This window comes from Mycobacterium sp. SP-6446, assembly GCF_001954045.1.
Lineage (GTDB): Bacteria > Actinomycetota > Actinomycetes > Mycobacteriales > Mycobacteriaceae > Mycobacterium.
On sequence record NZ_MBEM01000060.1, the window covers coordinates 5826 to 24574 of the forward strand.

Below are 18749 nucleotides of genomic sequence, written 5' to 3' on the forward strand. Positions count from 1 at the left end.
ATGGCACTCGATGACCGCGCACTGACGCTGACGCGCGAACATGATGACCGGGCACTACCGGTAACGCGCGGACAGCTAGACATTTGGCTTGCGCAGGAAACGGGACACTCCGGCACGGAGTGGCAACTCGGTCTGTTCGTGAAAATCGAGGGCACGGTAGAACCCGATGCCCTGCAATGGGCGATCCGTCGAGTAGTGAGCGAGGCCGAACCTGTCAGGGCTGCCATCTTTGAGGTGGATGGCCAGGTTTTCCAAAAGCCGATCGAGTACCCGGATGTGGAGCTCGTCTTCTATGACCTGACTGGTTCGCACAATCCCGTACAAGAAGCGCATCGGATAACCTCATCGATCCAGCGCACCCCGATGCCACTCAGTGGCCCGCTGTTCAAATTCGCATTGCTTCGGACGGCGCCCGAGGAATTCTATTTTTTCGGGTGCGGCCACCACATAGTCGTGGACGGAACCGGGATCGCGCTGGTTGGTCAGCGGATTGCGGCCGTCTACTCGGCGATCGTTTCGGGCGCGCCGATTCCTGATGCGTTCTTCGGCTCGCTGCAGGACTTGGTCGAATGCGAGTTGGAATACGAAGCGTCCGACGACTATCTCGAAGATCAGGCCTATTGGACCAGAAACCTTCCCAGCGAAAGCGGGCCGCGCGATCGGTTGCCCGCTGCCGCGGGCGAGCGGGAACCGTATTGGCTTTCCGCGCCGGTTCAATTGGACCCTTTGGTCCTTCGCCGCGTAGAAGAGTTATCCGAGGTGTGGAATGTGCCTCGATCGTCGGTCATCACCGCGGCGTGCGCCCTCTTGGTCCGTGGCTGGTGCGCCGAGGGCCCAGAGGTGGTGTTCGATTTCCCGGTCGCCAGGCGAGTACGTCCGGAATCACGGACGCTTCCCGCAATGGTTGCCGGAATTGTGCCGCTGGTGTTGACGGTTTCGCCGGGATGTACGGTCGCCGGTTTTTGTGAATATGTTGACAAGCGGATACGGGAAGCGCTGCAGCATCAGAGGTTTCCGGTGCAAGCCCTTGAGCGCAAAGCTCGCCCGGGTCAGCCGATCGGCAGGGTGAGCGTTAATTTCATCCCGTCCATATTCACCTTGGCCTTCGGTGGTGCCGCGGCGTCGGCCTCATTGACCACTGCGGGCCCCGTGGACGGCTTTGGGCTGTTCTTCTCTGGCGCCGGCGATCGGCTGTTTCTCAGCACGGCGGGCGCTGGGCAGCCATTTTCGAATTTCGATGTCACCGATGTGGCGCAGCGGTTGGAGCGGGTACTGGCGGCGATGACCGCCGACCCCACGCGTCCCTTGTCGTCGGTGGACTTGCTGGATCCGCCCGAGCAGGCCCGGCTGGAGGGGTGGGGCAACCGGGCGGTGTTGAGCGAGCCGGCGAGCACGCCGACGTCGATCCCGGCGTTGTTCGCCGCGCAGGTGGCGCGCACACCCGAGGCGGTGGCACTGGTATGCGAGGGGTGCTCTTGGACGTACCGCGAGCTTGACGAGGCGGCCAACCGGTTGGCGCACCTGCTGGCCGGCCAGGGCGCGGGCCCGGGTGAGTCTGTGGCGCTGCTGTTTTCGCGTTCGGCCGAGGCGATCGTGTCGATTTTGGCGGTGCTGAAAACCGGGGCGGCCTACCTACCGATCGACCCGGTACTACCGGCGTCCCGCGTCGGGTTCATGCTCGCCGACGCCACGCCGATCGCCGCGATCACCACCGCCGGGCTGGCCGACCGGCTGGACGCCCATCAGTTGCTGGTTATCGACGTCGACGACCCCCGCATTGATATACAGCCCAGCACGGCACCGCCGGCGCCGGCTCCCGATGACATCGCGTACGTCCTGTACACCTCCGGCACCACGGGTGTGCCCAAGGGGGTGGCGATTACCCACCGCAACGTGACCCAGTTGCTGGAGTCGTTGGATGCGGGCCTTCCGGCGCCGGGCCAGGTGTGGACGCAGTGGCATTCGTTGGCCTTCGACGTCTCGGTGTGGGAGATCTTTGGCGCGCTGTTCTACGGCGGGCGGCTGGTGGTGGTGCCCGAAGAGGTGGCCCGCTCGCCGGAAGACTTCCACGCCTTACTGGCCGCCGAACACGTCAGCGTGCTAAGCCAAACCCCCTCTGCGGCGGGGGTTTTGTCTCCTGAGGGCTTGGAAGCGGCGCTGGTGGTGGCCGGTGAGGCCTGCCCGGCCGAGCTGGTGGATCGGTGGGCGCCCGGGCGGGTGATGATCAACGCCTACGGCCCGACCGAGACCACGGTGTACGCGGCGATCAGTGCGCCGTTGACGGCGGGTTCGGGGGCACCGATCGGTTCGCCGGTTCCCAGGGCGGCGTTGTTTGTGCTCGATGCGTGGTTGCGGCCGGTGCCGGCGGGTGTGGTCGGTGAGTTGTATGTGGCCGGTGCCGGTGTGGGAGTTGGGTATTGGCGCCGGCCGGGGTTGACCGCTTCGCGGTTCGTGGCGTGCCCGTTCACAGCGGGAACTCGGATGTATCGCACCGGGGATGAGGTGTGTTGGGGCACCGATGGGCAGCTGCGGTATCTGGGGCGTGCCGATGAGCAGGTCAAGATCCGCGGGTATCGCATCGAACTCGGCGAGGTGCGCGCGGCGCTGGCTGGGCTGGATGGCGTCGAGCAGGCGGTGGTGATCGCCCGCGAGGACCGTCCCGGCGACAAGCGTCTGGTGGGCTACGTCACCGGGACCGTCGATGTGGCCGGCATACGCGAGCGGCTGGCGGATCGGTTGCCGGCCTACATGATCCCCGCGGCGGTGCTGGCGCTCGAGGCGCTGCCGTTGACGGTGAATGGCAAATTGGATAAGCCGGCCTTGCCGGCACCCGAGTACATCGAGCTTGATCGCTATCGCGCGCCAGTCAGCCCGACCGAGGAGATTTTGGCCGGCATTTATGCCCGGGTGTTGGGGTTGGACCGGGTCGGGGTCGACGAGTCGTTTTTCGATTTGGGTGGGGACTCGCTGTCGGCGATGCGGGTGATCGCCGCGGTCAACACCGCTTTGGATGCCGGTCTGGCCGTGCGCACCTTGTTCGACGCGCCCACGGTGGCCCAGTTGGCGCCCCGCATCGGTGAGGACGGGGATCGGCGTCCGCCGTTAGTGGCCGGCCAGCGACCCGCGGTGGTGCCGATGTCGTTTGCGCAGAGCCGGTTGTGGTTTTTGGACCGCTTCGAGGGCGGGGTAGCGACCTACAACATGCCGATCGCATTCCGGATCGACGGGGCGTTGGATGTGCCGGCCCTCGTTGCGGCGCTGGACGATGTGATCGCCCGTCACGAAGCGCTGCGCACGGTCTTCGTTGATGTTGACGGGGTCCCGTGCCAGCAGGTGTTGGCAGCCGCCTCGGGAATGTGGCATCACAAGGGTGCGGCGGTGGTGTCGTTGCCGGAGCGGGACGTGGCCGGCGAATTGGTGGCGTTGGCCGGGTATCGGTTTGAGCTGTCGACCGAGATCCCGATTCGCGCGCAGATCTATGCCGTGGGCCCCGATCAGCATGTGGTGGGAATCGTGGTGCACCACATCGCTTTTGACGGCTGGTCGATGGCCCCGATGGTCCGCGACGTGGGCATGGCGTATGCCAGCCGGCGTGCTGGGCAAGCCCCGTGCTGGGCACCGTTGGCGGTGCAGTACGCCGATTACACTCTGTGGCAACGGGATTGGCTGGGCGACGAGTCCGATCCCGACAGTGAGATCGGCGGGCAGTTGGCCTACTGGCGCCAGGAGCTGGCGGATTTGCCCGAGCTGGTGTCGCTGCCCACCGATCGGATCCGTCCGCCGGTGCCCAGCTACCGCGGTGATCGGGTGCCGCTGCGCATCGACTCCCAATTATGGGCGGGGGTCAAGGCGCTGGCGGAGGCGCACAACGCGACGGTGTCGATGGTGTTGCAGGCGGTCTTGGCGGTGGTGTTGCACCGTGCCGGCGCCGGTGAGGACGTGGTGATGGGCTCGCCGATCGCCGGACGGTTGGACGAGGCGCTCGACGATCTGGTCGGGTTTTTCGTCAACACCTGGGTGTTGCGCTTGGATGTCAATCCCGCGCAGCGGTTTTGCGACGTGCTGGCGCAGGTGCGGCACAAGGCGCTCAACGCGTACGGCAACCAGGACGTCCCCTTCGAGCTGCTGGTCGAGCAGCTCAACCCGGCCCGCTCCACCGCGCATCACCCGCTGTTCCAGGTGGGCATGGTCTTCCAGAACAACGTGCGCCCCGAGGTGGCGCTGGACGGTGTGAACGTCGAGTCGCTGGCGATGTCCACCGGGACCTCTAAGTTCGACCTGGATTTCGATCTGCATGAGATAGCCGCCGACTCCAGTGGCTCGCCGATGGCCGCCGGGATGGTGACCTATGCGACAGACTTGTTCGACCGGGCCAGCATCGAGCGGGTGGTCGGCTGGTTCGGGCGAGTCATCGAGGCGGTGGTCTTCGACGCCGCGGTGGCGGTGGGAGAGGTGTCGTTGCTGGATCGCGGTGAACGCGATCTGGTGCTGGAGCGATGGTCTGGCGCCGAGGTGGACGCGCCGGTGGGGGTGGCGCCGCAGGTGTTGGCCGCGACGGTGGCCGCCGACCCCGACGCGGTGGCGGTGATCGACGGCGCGCGGCGCGTGTCCTACCGCGAGCTTGATGAGTGGTCGTCGCGGTGGGCGCGGGTGTTGATCGAGGCTGGAGTCGGTACCGAGCGCGCCGTCGGTGTCGCGCTGGACCGGTGTGCGGAGTTGCTGGTGGCCTGGTGGGCGGTGCTCAAGGCCGGCGGGGTGTATGTGCCAGTGGACCGGACCCACCCCGTCGAGCGCATTTCCGCGGTATTGGACGCGGCCGGGGCGGTGTGCGTGGTGACCTGCGGTGCCGAGGAGGTGGCCGGGGCCGGGGCGCGCCCGGTGCTGCGCCTCGACGGCACCGATGTCTCCAGGTACTCCGCGGACCCGATCATCGACGCCGATCGGCTGGCGCCGCTGGCACCCGATAACACCGCGCATGTGTTCTTTACGTCGGGGTCCACCGGGGTGCCCAAGGGGGTGTCGGTTAGCCACGCCGGTCTGCCGGGGGTGGCCGCGGCGCAACGCACGGAGTTCGGGTTGGGCGCCGACGCGCGGGTATTGATGGTGTCCGCACCTACCTTCGATGCGTCGGTGTTTGAAATCCTCTGGGCCACAGGGTCGGCGGCGGCGTTGGTGGTGGCGCCACCGGATGTGTATGCCGGGGAGGCGCTGACCGATCTGCTGCAAGCCCAGCGGGTCAGCGCGGCCATCATGACTCCGACGGTGGTGTCGTCGCTGGATCGGGACCGCCTGGACCAACTGGACACACTGGCCACCATGGGTGAGGCCTGCCCGCCGGAGGTCGTGGCGGCCTGGGCGCCGGGCCGGCGGATGTTCGACGCCTACGGTCCGACCGAGACCACCGTTTGGGCGACGTGGGCGCCGCTGGTGGCGGGGCAGCGGGTGACGATCGGCGTACCGATCGCGGGGGTGTGCGCGTGGGTGCTCGACGCGCGGCTGAACCTCGCGCCGATCGGGATGGTCGGTGAGTTGTATATGAGTGGGCCGGCGGTGGCGCGTGGTTATGTGGGCCGGGCGGGTTTGACCGCGGAACGGTTCGTGGCCAACCCCTTTGGTGCTCCGGGGGACCGGATGTATCGCACCGGCGATCTGGTGCGCTGGACCCCCAGCGGCGCCCTGGAGTATCTGGGCCGCGCCGACACGCAGGTCAAATTGCGCGGGCAGCGCATCGAGCTGGGCGAGATCGAAAACACCCTGCTGGCCTGCCCACAGGTGACCCAGGCCGCCGCCGCGGTGCACGAGACCGCCACCGGCTCCCACCTTGTCGCCTACGTGGCTCTCGAGCACGCGGCGACCGAAGAGGACGACGCCGAGGTCGTCGACCAGTGGCAGCACCTGTACGACGAGCTGTATGGGTCCGAGGGCGAGGCGCCGGAGTTCGGCATGGATTTTCGGGGCTGGAACAGCAGCTACACCGAGGAGCCGATTCCGCTGCAGGAGATGGTGCAGTGGCGCGGGGCCACCGTGGATCGGATCTTGGCCCTGCGGCCGCGGCGGGTGTTGGAGATCGGGGTTGGTTCGGGGCTGGTGTTGTCCCAGATCGCCCCCCACTGTGAGCAGTACGTCGGCACGGATATGTCGGCGGTGGCTATCGAGAAGCTTGCCCGCGCGCTCGAGCGGTTGCAGATCGAGTGGCGTGATCGGGTGCGGTTGCTGGCCCAGCCCGCTCATGTGATCGAAGCTCTGCCGCATGCTCATTTCGACACGATCATCTTGAACTCGGTGGTGCAGTACTTCCCGAACGCGACGTATTTGCGCGAGGTCATCGACAATGCCATGCAGTTGTTGGCCCCGGGTGGGTCGGTGTTTCTCGGTGACGTGCGCAACCATGCCCTGCAGGGTGCGTTGCAAACCGGGGTTGCGCTGGCGCGCACCGACAGCGCCGATGCCGCCGAGATCCGCCAGCGCATTCAGCGTGCGGTGCTCGCCGAGACCGAATTGCTGTTGGCGCCAGAGTTTTTCACCGCCTATGCGGCCGAGAATTCGGCGGCGGCCGGGGTTGACATTCAGGTCAAGCGTGGAACGGCCGACAACGAACTGACCCGGTATCGCTACGACGTCGTCATCCACAAAACCCCCGCGGCCGTGCGTTCGCTGGCCGACGCCCCCCGTTGGGCATGGACGCATTGCGCCGGAGTACGCGACCGGTTGATCTCGCAGCGCCCCAACATGATTCGCGTCACGGGGATACCCCGTGCCGGGGTGATCGGCGACGTCCACATCGAAGGCGTCCTGGAGGCCGGGCTACCTCTGGAGGCAGCCCTCGCCGAAGCCGCAGCCACAGCGGATGCCGTCGTCCCCGAAGAGTTGCACCGTCTCGGTGAAACCGCCGGATACCACGTCGCCGTGACCTGGGGCGCCCAACCGGGCACCATGGATGCGGTCTTCATCGCGCCGACCGACGCCGACGGCCAGCACATCGCGCCGCTGGTGGACCTGTATCTGCCCTCCGCCGGAGCCGGGCAACAAACCGCTCACGCAAATGATCCCGACACCAATACCAAGATCGGAGCGGTGCGGCAGCGGTTGAGCGCATGGTTGCCCGACTACATGGTTCCCGCACACATCGTCGTGCTCGAGAAATTTCCGTTGACCTCATCGGGCAAGGTCGACCGAAAGGCGTTGCCGGCGCCGGTTTTTGCCGCCAGGGCGTTTCGGGCGCCGCAGACCCAGACCGAAAAGATCATTGCCGAGGCGTTCGCCGAGGTATTGGGCCTGGCCCGGGTCGGGCTCGACGACGACTTCTTCGCCCTGGGTGGCGATTCCCTGAGCGCCACCCGTGTCAGCGCGCGCCTGCAGCTCGCGTTGGGCAGGGAAGTGCCGGTGCGGTATCTGTTCGAGGCCGCCAAAGTCGCGGACCTCGCCGAGCACTTGCGACGGCATCGTGGTGCTTCTCCCCGCCCGCCCCTGGTGCCGATGGCACGCCCGCAACGGATCCCGTTGTCGTATGCCCAGCAGCGGTTGTGGTTCATCGACCAGCTGCAGGGGCCTTCCCCGATCTACAACATGGCGGTTGCCTTGCGGCTGTGTGGGCGGCTCGACGTCGAGGCGTTGGGGGCGGCGGTGACCGATGTGGTGGCCCGCCATGAGAGTCTGCGCACCCTGTTCGCCGCGCCCGATGGCGTACCGCAGCAGGTGATCATCCCCTCGGAGCGGGCCGATTTCGGGTGGCAAGTCATCGATGCCACCGGCTGGCCGGGAGACCAGCTGTATGAGGCAATCAGCGCCGAGGCGCGTCACACATTTGATCTGGCCTCCGAGATCCCTTTGCGGGCAAGGCTTTTCCGCATCGACGACGACGAACATGTGCTGATGGCCGTGGCCCACCACATCGCCGCCGACGGCTGGTCCATTGCCCCGCTGGTGCGTGATCTGGGCGTGGCCTATGCCAGCCGCTCTGCGGGACACGCTCCCGACACGGCGCCGTTGACGGTGCAGTACGTCGACTACACGCTGTGGCAGCGCGAGCACCTCGGTGATCTCGACGATCCCGAGAGCCCCATCGCCGCGCAGCTGGCCTACTGGCAGGAAGCCCTGGCCGGGATGCCCGAGCACCTGCAGCTGCCCACCGATCGCCCCTACCCGCCGGTCGCCGATTACCGAGGCGCCACTCTGGCGGTGGAGTGGCCGGCGGCGCTGCAGCAGCGGGTGGCTCAGGTGGCCGGTAAGCACAACACGACCAGCTTCATGGTGATCCAGGCCGCCCTGACGGCGCTGCTATCCAAACTCAGCGCCAGCTCCGATGTGGCGGTGGGGATTTCGATCGCCGGGCGCCGCGACCCGGCGCTCGATGAGCTGGTCGGGTTTTTCGTCAACACGTTGGTGCTGCGTGTCGATCTGGCCGGTGATCCCACCATTGGTGAACTGCTGGCCCAGGTGCGGGCGCGCAGTTTGGAGGCTTTCGAGCATCAAGATGTGCCCTTCGAGGTGCTCGTCGAGAGGCTCAACCCTTCTCGGTCGCTCACCCATCACCCCTTGATCCAGGTGATATTTGCGTGGCAGAACTTCACCGGTCAAGACAGTGACCCCGCCGTCGAACCGGCTCTGGGTGACGTGCAGGTCACGCCGCTCCCGGTGGGCATCCAGGCGGCCCGGATGGATTTGGTGTTTTACCTCGGGGAACGCTGGAACGAGGCCGGTGAGCCCGCCGGGATCGGCGGGGCAGTGGAATTCCGCACCGACGTGTTCGACGCGGCCAGCATCCAAACACTGATCGAGCGGTTGGAGCGGGTGTTGGCGGCGATGACCGCCGAGCCCACCCGGCGGCTGTCGTCGGTGGACCTGCTCGACGAGCCCGAGCATGCCCGCCTGGAGGGGTGGGGTAACGGGGCGGTGCTGGCGCGGCCCGCACCCGCCGCGGCGTCGATCCCGGCGTTGTTCGCCGCGCAGGTGGCCCGCACCCCGGATGCGGTGGCGCTGGTGTGCGAGGAGCATTCGTGGACCTACCGCGAGCTGGACGAGACCGCCAACCGGCTGGCGAATCTGTTGGCCGGATCTGGTATCGGTGCGGGACAGCGTGTGGCGCTGCTGTTTTCGCGGTCCGCCGAGGCGATCGTGTCGATTTTGGCGGTGCTGAAAACGGGGGCGGCGTATCTGCCGATCGACCCGGTGGTGCCGGATGCCCGTATCGCCTTCATGCTCGCCGATGCCGCCCCGATCGCCGCGATCACCACAGGCGAGCTGGCCGACCGACTCGACGGACGCGACCTGCTGGTCGTCGATGTCGACGATCCCCGCATCGAGGCCCAACCCAGCACGGCGCTGCCGGCGCCGGCCCCCGACGACATTGCCTACCTGATCTACACCTCCGGCACCACCGGGGTGCCCAAGGGGGTGGCGACCACCCACCACAATGTCACCCGGCTGTTCGACGGCATGGATGTCGGCGTGGAGCTAGCGCCGGGACAGGTGTGGACGCAGTGTCATTCCCTGGCGTTCGACTACTCGGTATGGGAGATCTGGGGTGCGCTGCTGCATGGTGGGCGGCTGGTGGTGGTGCCCGAGTCGATCGCCCGCTCGCCGCAGGACTTCCACGAGTTACTGGTCACCGAAAAGGTCAGCGTCCTAAGCCAGACCCCCTCGGCGGTGGGGGTGCTTTCGCCGAAGGGTCTCGACTCGGCGGCGTTGATGGTGGCCGCTGAGCCCTGTCCGGCCGAGGTGGTCGATCGGTGGGCGCCGGGGCGGGTGATGATCAACGCCTACGGCCCGACCGAAACCACGGTGTACGCGACGATCAGTGCGCCGCTGACGGCCGGGTCGGGCGTGGTGCCGATCGGCTCGCCGGTGCCCGGGGCGGCGCTGTTCGTGCTCGACGGCTCACTGCGGCCAGTGCCGGCCGGTGTGGTCGGTGAGTTGTATGTGGCCGGTACCGGTGTGGGAGTTGGGTATTGGCGGCGGGGTCCCTTGACGGCGTCGCGGTTTGTGGCGTGTCCGTTCACCGCGGGAGCACGGATGTATCGCACCGGGGATCTGGTGTGTTGGCGTGCCGACGGGCAGCTGCAGTATCTGGGGCGCGCCGACGAGCAGGTCAAAATCCGCGGCTATCGCATCGAGCTCGGTGAGGTCCAAGCGGCGCTGAATGCACTGGACGGGGTCGAGCAGGCGGTGGTGATCGCCCGCGAGGACCACCCCGGCGACAAACGCCTCGTCGGCTATATCACCGGACCGGCGGACCCAGCCCATGCACGTACCGCGCTGGCCGAGCGGCTCCCGACCTACATGATCCCCGCGGCGGTGGTGGCACTCGACACGCTGCCGCTGACACCCAACGGCAAGCTCGACACCCGCGCCCTGCCGGCACCGAGCTACGCGGACGTCGATGGGTACCGCGCCCCCGCCACCCCCACCGAGGAAATCTTGGCCGGCATTTATGCCCAGGTGCTCGGGCTCGAGCGGGTCGGGGTCGACGACTCCTTCTTCGACCTGGGCGGGGATTCACTGTCCGCGATGCGGGTGATCGCCGCGATCAACACTTCCCTGGATGCCGGACTTTCGGTGCGCACCTTGTTCGAGGCGCCCACGGTCGCCCAGCTGGCGCCGTGTATCGGCGACGAGGGGGGCCGGCGTCAGCCGCTGGTGCCGGTCGAGCGGCCGGCGAGCGTTCCGTTGTCGTTCGCGCAGAGCCGATTGTGGTTCCTGGACCAATTGCAGGGTCCCTCACCGGTTTACAACATAGCGGCGGCGTTGCGGCTGAGCGGGGCCCTGGATGCCGCTGCGCTGGGTGCGGCGCTGGCCGATGTGGTCGGCCGGCACGAAAGCCTGCGCACCCTGTTCCCCGCGGTCGAGGGGACACCCCAGCAGCTGGTGGTGCCCCCCGAGCGCGCCGAGTTCGGTTGGCACGTCGTCGATTCCACCGGCTGGCCGGCGGACCGGCTTGATGAGGCGATCAGCCACGCGGTGCGTTACAGCTTCGACCTGGCCACCGAGATCCCGTTGCGGGCAGTACTTTTCCGTGTCGCCGACGACGAGCACGTGCTGGTGGCCGTGGTGCACCATATCGCCGCCGACGGCTCGTCGATCACCCCGCTGGTGCGCGATCTGGGCGTGGCCTATGCCAACCGGTGCGCCGGGCGCGCCCCCGACTGGGCGCCACTACCGGTGCAGTACGTCGATTACACGTTGTGGCAGCGCGAGCACCTCGGGGATCTGGCCGACAGCGAGAGCCCCATCGCCGCACAACTGGCCTACTGGGAAGACGCGCTGGCCGGAATGCCCGAGCGCCTGCCCCTGCCCACCGATCGGCCCTACCCACCCGTTCCCGATCCGCGCGGGGCCAGCGTGCCCGTGGAGTGGCCGGCCGAGCTGCAGCAGCGGGTCCGCGATCTGGCCCGCGAACACAACGCGACCACGTTCATGGTCGTTCAGGCCGCGCTGGCGGTGCTCTTGTCCAAGCTCAGCGCCAGCCCCGACGTGGCCGTGGGAATCGCGGTCGCCGGGCGCGGCGATCCCGCGCTCGATGAGCTGGTGGGGTTCTTCGTCAACACGTTGGTGCTGCGGGTCGACCTGGCCGGTGATCCCACAGTCGGCGAACTGCTGGCCCAGGTGCGACAACGCAGCCTGGCCGCCTACGAGCACCAAGACGTCCCGTTTGAAGTGCTGGTGGAACGGCTCAACCCCACCCGATCGCGCAAGCACCACCCACTGATCCAGGTGATGGTGGCCTGGCAGAATTTCGCCGGGCACAACGATCCCGTGGCCGGGTTGAGTTTGGGTGATGTCCAGGTCGCGGCGCTGCCCGTGCGGCTTCAGACCGCCCGCATGGATTTGACCATTTCGCTCGCGGAACGGTGGACCGAGGCCGGTGAGCCCGCCGGGATCAGCGGGGAAGTGGAATTTCGGACCGACATTTTCGACGCGGCCAGAATCCAGGCCCTGATCGAGCGGTGGCAGCGAGTGTTGGTGGCGATCACCGCCGAGACGGGGCGGCGCGCATGACGGCCGATGCGGGGCCGCGGCTTTCGTCGATCGACCTGCACGACGAGGGTGAGCATGACCGGGTGGAGGAGTGGGGTAATCGTGCGGCGTTGACCGCGCCGGCCGCCGCTCCGGCGTCGCTTCCGGTGCTGTTCGCCGCGCAGGCGGCGCGGGCCCCGGGCGCGGTGGCGCTGACCTCTGCAGGCCGCTCCATGACTTACCTGGAGCTCGACGAGGCCGCCAACCGGTTGGCGCACCTGTTGGCCGGCCAGGGAATCGGCCCGGGAAAGTTTGTGGCGCTGCTGTTTTCGCGGTCAGCCGAGGCGGTCGTAGCGATTTTGGCGGTGCTGAAAACCGGAGCGGCGTATCTGCCGATCGACCCGGTTGTGCCGGATGCCCGTATCGTCTTCATGCTCGCCGATGGCGCTCCGGTCGCCGCGATCACCACTGCCGAGTTGGCCGATCGGCTGGACGGGCATGGGCTGCTGGTCATCGATGTCGACGACCCCCGTATTGACACCCAGCCCGGCACGGCATTGCCGGCGCCCGCCCCGGATGACATGGCCTACCTGATCTACACCTCGGGCACCACCGGCACCCCCAAAGGCGTTGCGGTAACCCACCATAACGTCGCCCGGCTATTCGACTCGCTGGACGCCGGCTTCGAGCTGGGGCCGGAAAGCGTGTGGACGCTGTCTCACTCCTTGGCCTTCGACTACTCGGTGTGGGAGATCTGGGGCGCGCTGCTGCACGGCGGCCGGCTGGTGGTGGTGCCCGAAGAGGTGACGCGTTCTCCCGAGGACTTCCATGCCTTGTTGGTCGGCGAGAAGGTCAACGTTTTGGGCCAGACCCCGTCATCGGTGGGGACGCTGTCGCAGCAGGGTCTGGAGTCGGCGGCCTTGCTGATCGCCGCCGAGGCCTGCCCGGCCGACGTGGTGGATCGGTGGGCGCCGGGGCGGGTGATGGTCAACGCTTACGGCCCGACCGAGACGACGATATTGGCGACGATCAGTGCGCCGCTGACGGCTGGCTCGGGTGCGGTGCCGATCGGCTCGCCGGTGCCCGGGGCGGCGTTGTTTGTGCTCGACGGCTCATTGCGCCCGGTGCCGGAAGGTGTGGTCGGTGAGCTGTATGTGGCCGGTACCGGTGTGGGAGTTGGGTATTGGCGGCGGCCGGGGCTGACCGGTTCGCGGTTTGTGGCATGCCCGTTCGGCGGTGCGGATGCGCCGGGAGCACGCATGTATCGCACCGGGGATCTGGTGTGTTGGCGTCCCGACGGGCAGCTGGATTATCTGGGGCGCGTCGACGAGCAAGTCAAGATCCGCGGCTATCGCATCGAGCTCGGTGAGGTCCAAGCGGCGTTGAGCGCACTGGACGGGGTGGGGCAGGCGGCCGCGATCGTCCGCGAGGACCGCCCCGGCGACAAACAGATCGTCGGCTACGTCACCGGCACCGTCGACGTGACCGACGTACGCGCGCGCCTGGCCGAGCGGCTCCCGGCTTACATGATCCCCTCGGCGGTCGTGGCGCTGGATCGAATGCCGTTGACCCCCAACGGCAAACTCGACAAGCGGGCCCTCCCGGCACCCGACTATCAGAACGCGTCCCGCTACCGCGCCCCCTCCAGCCCGGTCGAGCAGGCCTTGGCCGATATCTACGCCCGGGTCCTCGGGCTGGAACGGGTCGGGGTCGACGACTCCTTCTTCGATCTGGGCGGGGATTCACTGTCGGCGATGCGGCTGATTGCCGCCGTCAACACCGCCCTGGATGCCGGTCTTGCGGTGGGCACCTTGTTCGACGCACCGACGGTTGCCGAGCTGGCGCCGCGGATCGGTGAGGACGGGGCCCGCCGTAAACCGTTGGTCGCGGCCGACCGGCCGGCGAGGATTCCGTTGTCGTTCGCCCAGAGCCGGTTGTGGTTTTTGGACCGGTTCGAGGGCGGGGTGGCGACGTACAACATGCCAACCGCGTTCCGGATCGACGGACCGCTGGATGCCGAAGCACTCGGGGCGGCGCTGGACGATGTGATCGCCCGCCACGAAGCGCTGCGCACCATATTCCCCGACGTCGACGGGGTGCCGTGCCAGCAGGTGTTGCCGGCGCAGCCGGGAATGTGGCGGCACAAGGGCGCGGCGGTGCTGTCGCTGCCCGAGCGCGACGTGGCCGGCGAGTTGGTGGCGCTGGCCGGGTATCGGTTTGACCTGTCGACCGAGATCCCCATCCGTGCCCAGATCTATGCCGTGGGCCCCGAGCAGCATGTGGTGGGAATTGTGGTGCACCACATCGCTTTTGACGGCTGGTCGTTGGCTCCCATGTTCCGCGATGTGGCCGAGGCGTATCGGTCCAGGCGAGCTGGCCGCGCCCCCAGCTGGCCCGGTTTGGCGGTGCAGTACGCCGATTACACGCTGTGGCAACGGGATTGGTTGGGAGAGGAGACGGATCTCGACAGTGTGATCTCCTCGCAGTTGGCCTACTGGCGCCAGGAGCTGGCCGGGCTGCCCGAGGTGGTGTCGCTGCCGACCGACCGGGTGCGACCGCCGGTGCCCAGCTACCGCGGTGATCAGGTGCAGGTGCGCATCGACCCCCAGCTGTGGGCGGGGGTCAAGGCGCTGGCCGCGGTGCACAACGCGACGGCCTCGATGGTGTTGCAGGCCGCGTTGGCTGTGGTGTTGCACCGCGCCGGCGCCGGTGAGGACATCGCGATGGGCACGCCGATCGCCGGGCGGTTGGACGAGGCACTCGACGATCTGGTCGGGTTTTTCGTCAACACCTGGGTATTACGGGTGGGCGTCACCTCCGCGCATCGGTTCTCCGACGTCCTGGCGGCGGTGCGGCACAAGGCGCTGGCGGCTTACAACAGCCAGGACGTTCCCTTCGAGCGGCTGGTCGAACAGCTCAACCCGGTCCGCTCCACCGCGCATCACCCGCTTTTCCAAGTGGGCATGGCCTTTATGAGCAATGTGCGCCCCGAGGTAGCGCTGGACGGAGTCAGCGTCGAGCCGCTCGGAGTGTCCACCCAGACGTCCAAGTTCGACCTGGATTTCAACCTGGGTGAGGTGCTTGCCGAGGATTCGGGCGCGCCGATGGCCGCCGGGGTAGTGCTGTACGCCACGGATTTGTTCGAGCGGGCCAGCATCGAGCGGTTGGTCGGCTGGTTTGGCCGGGTGATCGAGGCGGTGGTGACCGATGCCTCGGTGATGGTGGGAGAGGTGTCGTTGCTGGATCGCGGTGAGCGTGATCTGGTGCTGCAGCGGTGGTCTGGCGTCGAGGTGGAGGCGCCCGTTGGGGTGGCGCCGCAGATATTGGCCGCGGCGGTGGCCACCGCGCCGGCCGCGCCGGCGGTCATCGACGGCAGCCGCACGATGTCGTATCGCGAGCTTGATGAGTGGTCGTCGCGCTTGGCGCGGGTGCTGATCGAGGCGGGGGTCGGTCCCGAGCGCGCGGTGGGCGTCGCGATGGATCGGTGTGCGGAGTTGGTGGTGGCCTGGTGGGCGGTGGTCAAGGCCGGCGGGGTCTATGTGCCGGTGGATCGGAGCCATCCCGTCGAGCGCATCGCCGCGGTGCTCGATGCCGCGGGGGCGGTGTGTGTGCTGACCTGTGGCGCCGACCCGATGGCCGGGGCGGGCCCGGTGCTGAGGGTCGACGATCTGGATGTCTCGGGGTACGGCGCGGATCCGGTCACCGACGCCGATCGGTTGGCGCCGCTGCGAGTCGACAACGGCGCGTACGTGATTTTCACGTCGGGCTCTACCGGGGTGCCCAAGGGGGTGGCGGTCAGCCACGCCGGTTTGGCGGGGATGGCCGCAGCGCAACGGACGGTGTTCGGCCTCGGCGCGGATGCGCGGGTGTTGATGGTGGCCGCACCGACCTTCGATGCGTCGGTGTTCGAAATGTTATGGGCGGCAGGATCGTCGTCGGCGGTGGTGGTGGCGCCACCGGACGTGTATGCCGGGCAGGCGTTGACCGAGTTGCTAGAGGACAACCAAGTCAGCGCGGCGGTGGTGACCCCGTCGGTGGTGTCGTCGCTGGACCCGGTCCGCCTGGAAACGCTCGACGCGTTGGCCACCATGGGCGAGGCCTGCCCACCCGAGGTAGTGGCCGCTTGGGCGCCGGGCCGTCGGATGTTCAACCTCTACGGTCCGACCGAGACCACCATCTGGGCTACCTTTGCGCCGCTCGTGGCGCGGCAGCCGGTGAATATCGGCGCCCCCGTAGCGGGCGTACATGCGTGGGTGCTCGACGCGCGGCTACACCCCGCGGCGGTCGGGGTGGTCGGCGAGTTGTATGTCGGTGGGCCGGCGCTGGCGCGCGGCTACGTGGGCCGGGCAGGGTTGACCGCGGAACGGTTCGTGCCTAACCCCTTTGGGGCCCCGGGGGCGCGCATGTATCGCACCGGAGACCTGGCGCGCTGGACCCCCGCCGGCGCCCTGGAGTATCTGGGCCGCGCCGACACCCAGGTCAAACTCCGCGGGCAGCGCATCGAGCTGGGCGAAATCGAAAACACCCTCCTGGCCAGCCCGCAGGTCACCCAGGCCGCCGCCGCCGTACACGAAACCGCCACGGGTTCGCATTTGGTCGGCTACGTCACCTTCGACGACACCGCCACCGTCGAGGACGATGCCGAGGTCGTCGAGGGGTGGCAGCGGCTCTACGACGAGCTCTATGGCGCCGAAGGACAAGCGCCGGAGTTGGGCATGGACTTTCGGGGCTGGAACAGCAGCTACACCGAGCAGCCGATTCCGATCGAGGAGATGGCCGAGTGGCGCGCGGCCACCGTGGATCGGATCCGCGCGCTGCGGCCACGGCGGGTGTTGGAGATCGGCGCCGGGTCGGGGCTGGTGCTCTCGCAGGTCGCTCCCGCGTGTGAGCGCTATGTGGCCACCGACATGTCGGCGGCGGCGATCGAGAACCTGCGTGCGGCGGTGGCCGCACAGCCGTGGGGTGATCGGGTGGAATTGCTGTGCCGGCCTGCGCATGTCACCGATGCGCTGCCGGACGGATATTTCGACACCATCGTTTTGAACTCGGTAATCCAGTACTTCCCTAACGCCGCGTACTTGCGCGAGGTCATCGACAACACCATGAGGTTGTTGGCGCCGGGCGGGGCCCTCTTTCTCGGTGATGTCCGCAATCACAGCCTGCAGGGCGCGTTGCAAACCGGGATCGCGCTGGCCCGCACCGAATCCGCCGACGCCGCCGACATCCGTCAGCGTGTCCAGCGCGCTGTGCTCGGTGAACCCGAATTACTGTTGGCCCCAGAGTTTTTCACCGCCTGGGCCGCCGACCATCCCGCGGTGGCCGGGCTTGACCTCGAAGTCAAACGCGGGGTGGCCGACAACGAACTGACCCGGTATCGCTACGACGTCACCGTCTACAAGACGCCCGCAGCGGTGCGCTCGGTGATCGCCGCGGATAGCTGGGCGTGGGCCCGGTGCGCCGGGCTCGACGGACTGCGGGACCGGTTGACATCACAACGTCCGGGCGCGGTTCGGGTCACCGGGATTCCGCGTGCCGGGCTGATAAGCGAGGTCCGCCTCGAGGCCGGCCTGGCCGCGGGGTTGTCCGTCACCGACGCGCTGGCCGATGCCGCCGCCACCGCCGATGCCGTTGTGCCCGAAGCGTTGTACCGCCTCGGTGAGACCACCGGATACCGGGTGGCGGTCACCTGGGGCAACCCACCGGGCACCCTGGACGCGGTCTTCCTCGCACCCGCCGACCCCGACCAGCGCGCCGCGGTGACCGACGTGTATCTGCCCCCGGCCGGGGCGCCCCAAGGCGGCGCCTGCGCCAACGATCCGCAGACCAACACCAAACTCGGCACCGTGCGCCAATGGCTCAGCGCATGGTTGCCCGACTACATGGTGCCGGCCCAGATCGTCGTGCTCGACGAGTTCCCGCTAACGTCGTCGGGCAAGATCGACCGTAAAGCTTTGCCGGCGCCGATTTTTGGTTCCACCGCGTTTCGGGCGCCGCAGACCCAGACCGAAAAGATCATCGCCGAGGTGTTTGCCGAGGTGTTGGGCGTTGCCCGGGTCGGACTCGACGACGATTTCTTCGCCCTGGGCGGGGATTCGCTGATCGCCACCCGGGCGAGCGCGCGCCTGCAACTGGCCCTGGGCCGACAAGTGCCGGTACGGTACCTGTTCGACGCCGCCAAAGTCGGAGATCTGGCCGATTACCTGCACTACCACCGCGGGGGCCCTGCCCGCCGGCGGCTTGAGGCGACGGCGCGGCCACCCCGAATCCTGCTGTCCTACGCCCAAAACCGGCTGTGGTTCCTGGACCAATTGCACGGGCCCTCACCGATCTACAACATGCCGACCGCGTTCCGGATCGGCGGGGCGCTGGACGTCGACGCGTTGCGCGCGGCGCTGTCCGATGTGGTGGCCCGCCACGAGAGCCTGCGCACCCTGTTTCCCGCGACCGACGGGATACCCCGGCAGGTGGTGGTGCCCGCCGAGCGGGCCGACTTCGGGTGGGACGTCGTCGATGCCACCGGCTGGCCGGCGGATCGGCTGGGCGAGGCCATTGCTGCCGCGGCTCGTCATCCGTTCGATCTGGCCGCCGAGATCCCGTTGCGGGCAAGGCTTTTCCGCGTCGGCGAGGACGAGCATGTGCTGGTGGCCGTGGCCCACCACATCGCCGCCGACGGCTGGTCGGTCGCTCCGCTGGTGCGTGATCTGGGTGTGGCCTATGCCAGCCGCTGCGCGGGACACGCTCCCGACACGCCGCCGTTGACGGTGCAGTACGTCGATTACACGCTGTGGCAGCGCGAG

General features: G+C 67.9%; 2 protein-coding genes (1 of these 2 only partly in view). Both read left to right on the forward strand.

The genetic code is table 11. The features are described 5' to 3' along the window. Entirely contained in the window at positions 1-11994 is an 11994-nt protein-coding gene (locus tag A5736_RS25845) for a non-ribosomal peptide synthetase (protein ID WP_139333129.1), read from the forward strand. Beyond that, positions 11991-18749, forward strand: partial view of a non-ribosomal peptide synthase/polyketide synthase gene (locus tag A5736_RS27170; protein ID WP_139333130.1) — the 5' end (the start) only. It continues 21828 nt past the right edge of the window; the window shows 6759 of its 28587 coding nt (coding positions 1-6759); it begins with the start codon at positions 11991-11993; its stop codon lies off the right edge, out of view. Before A5736_RS25845 ends, A5736_RS27170 begins: the two co-directional genes overlap by 4 nt.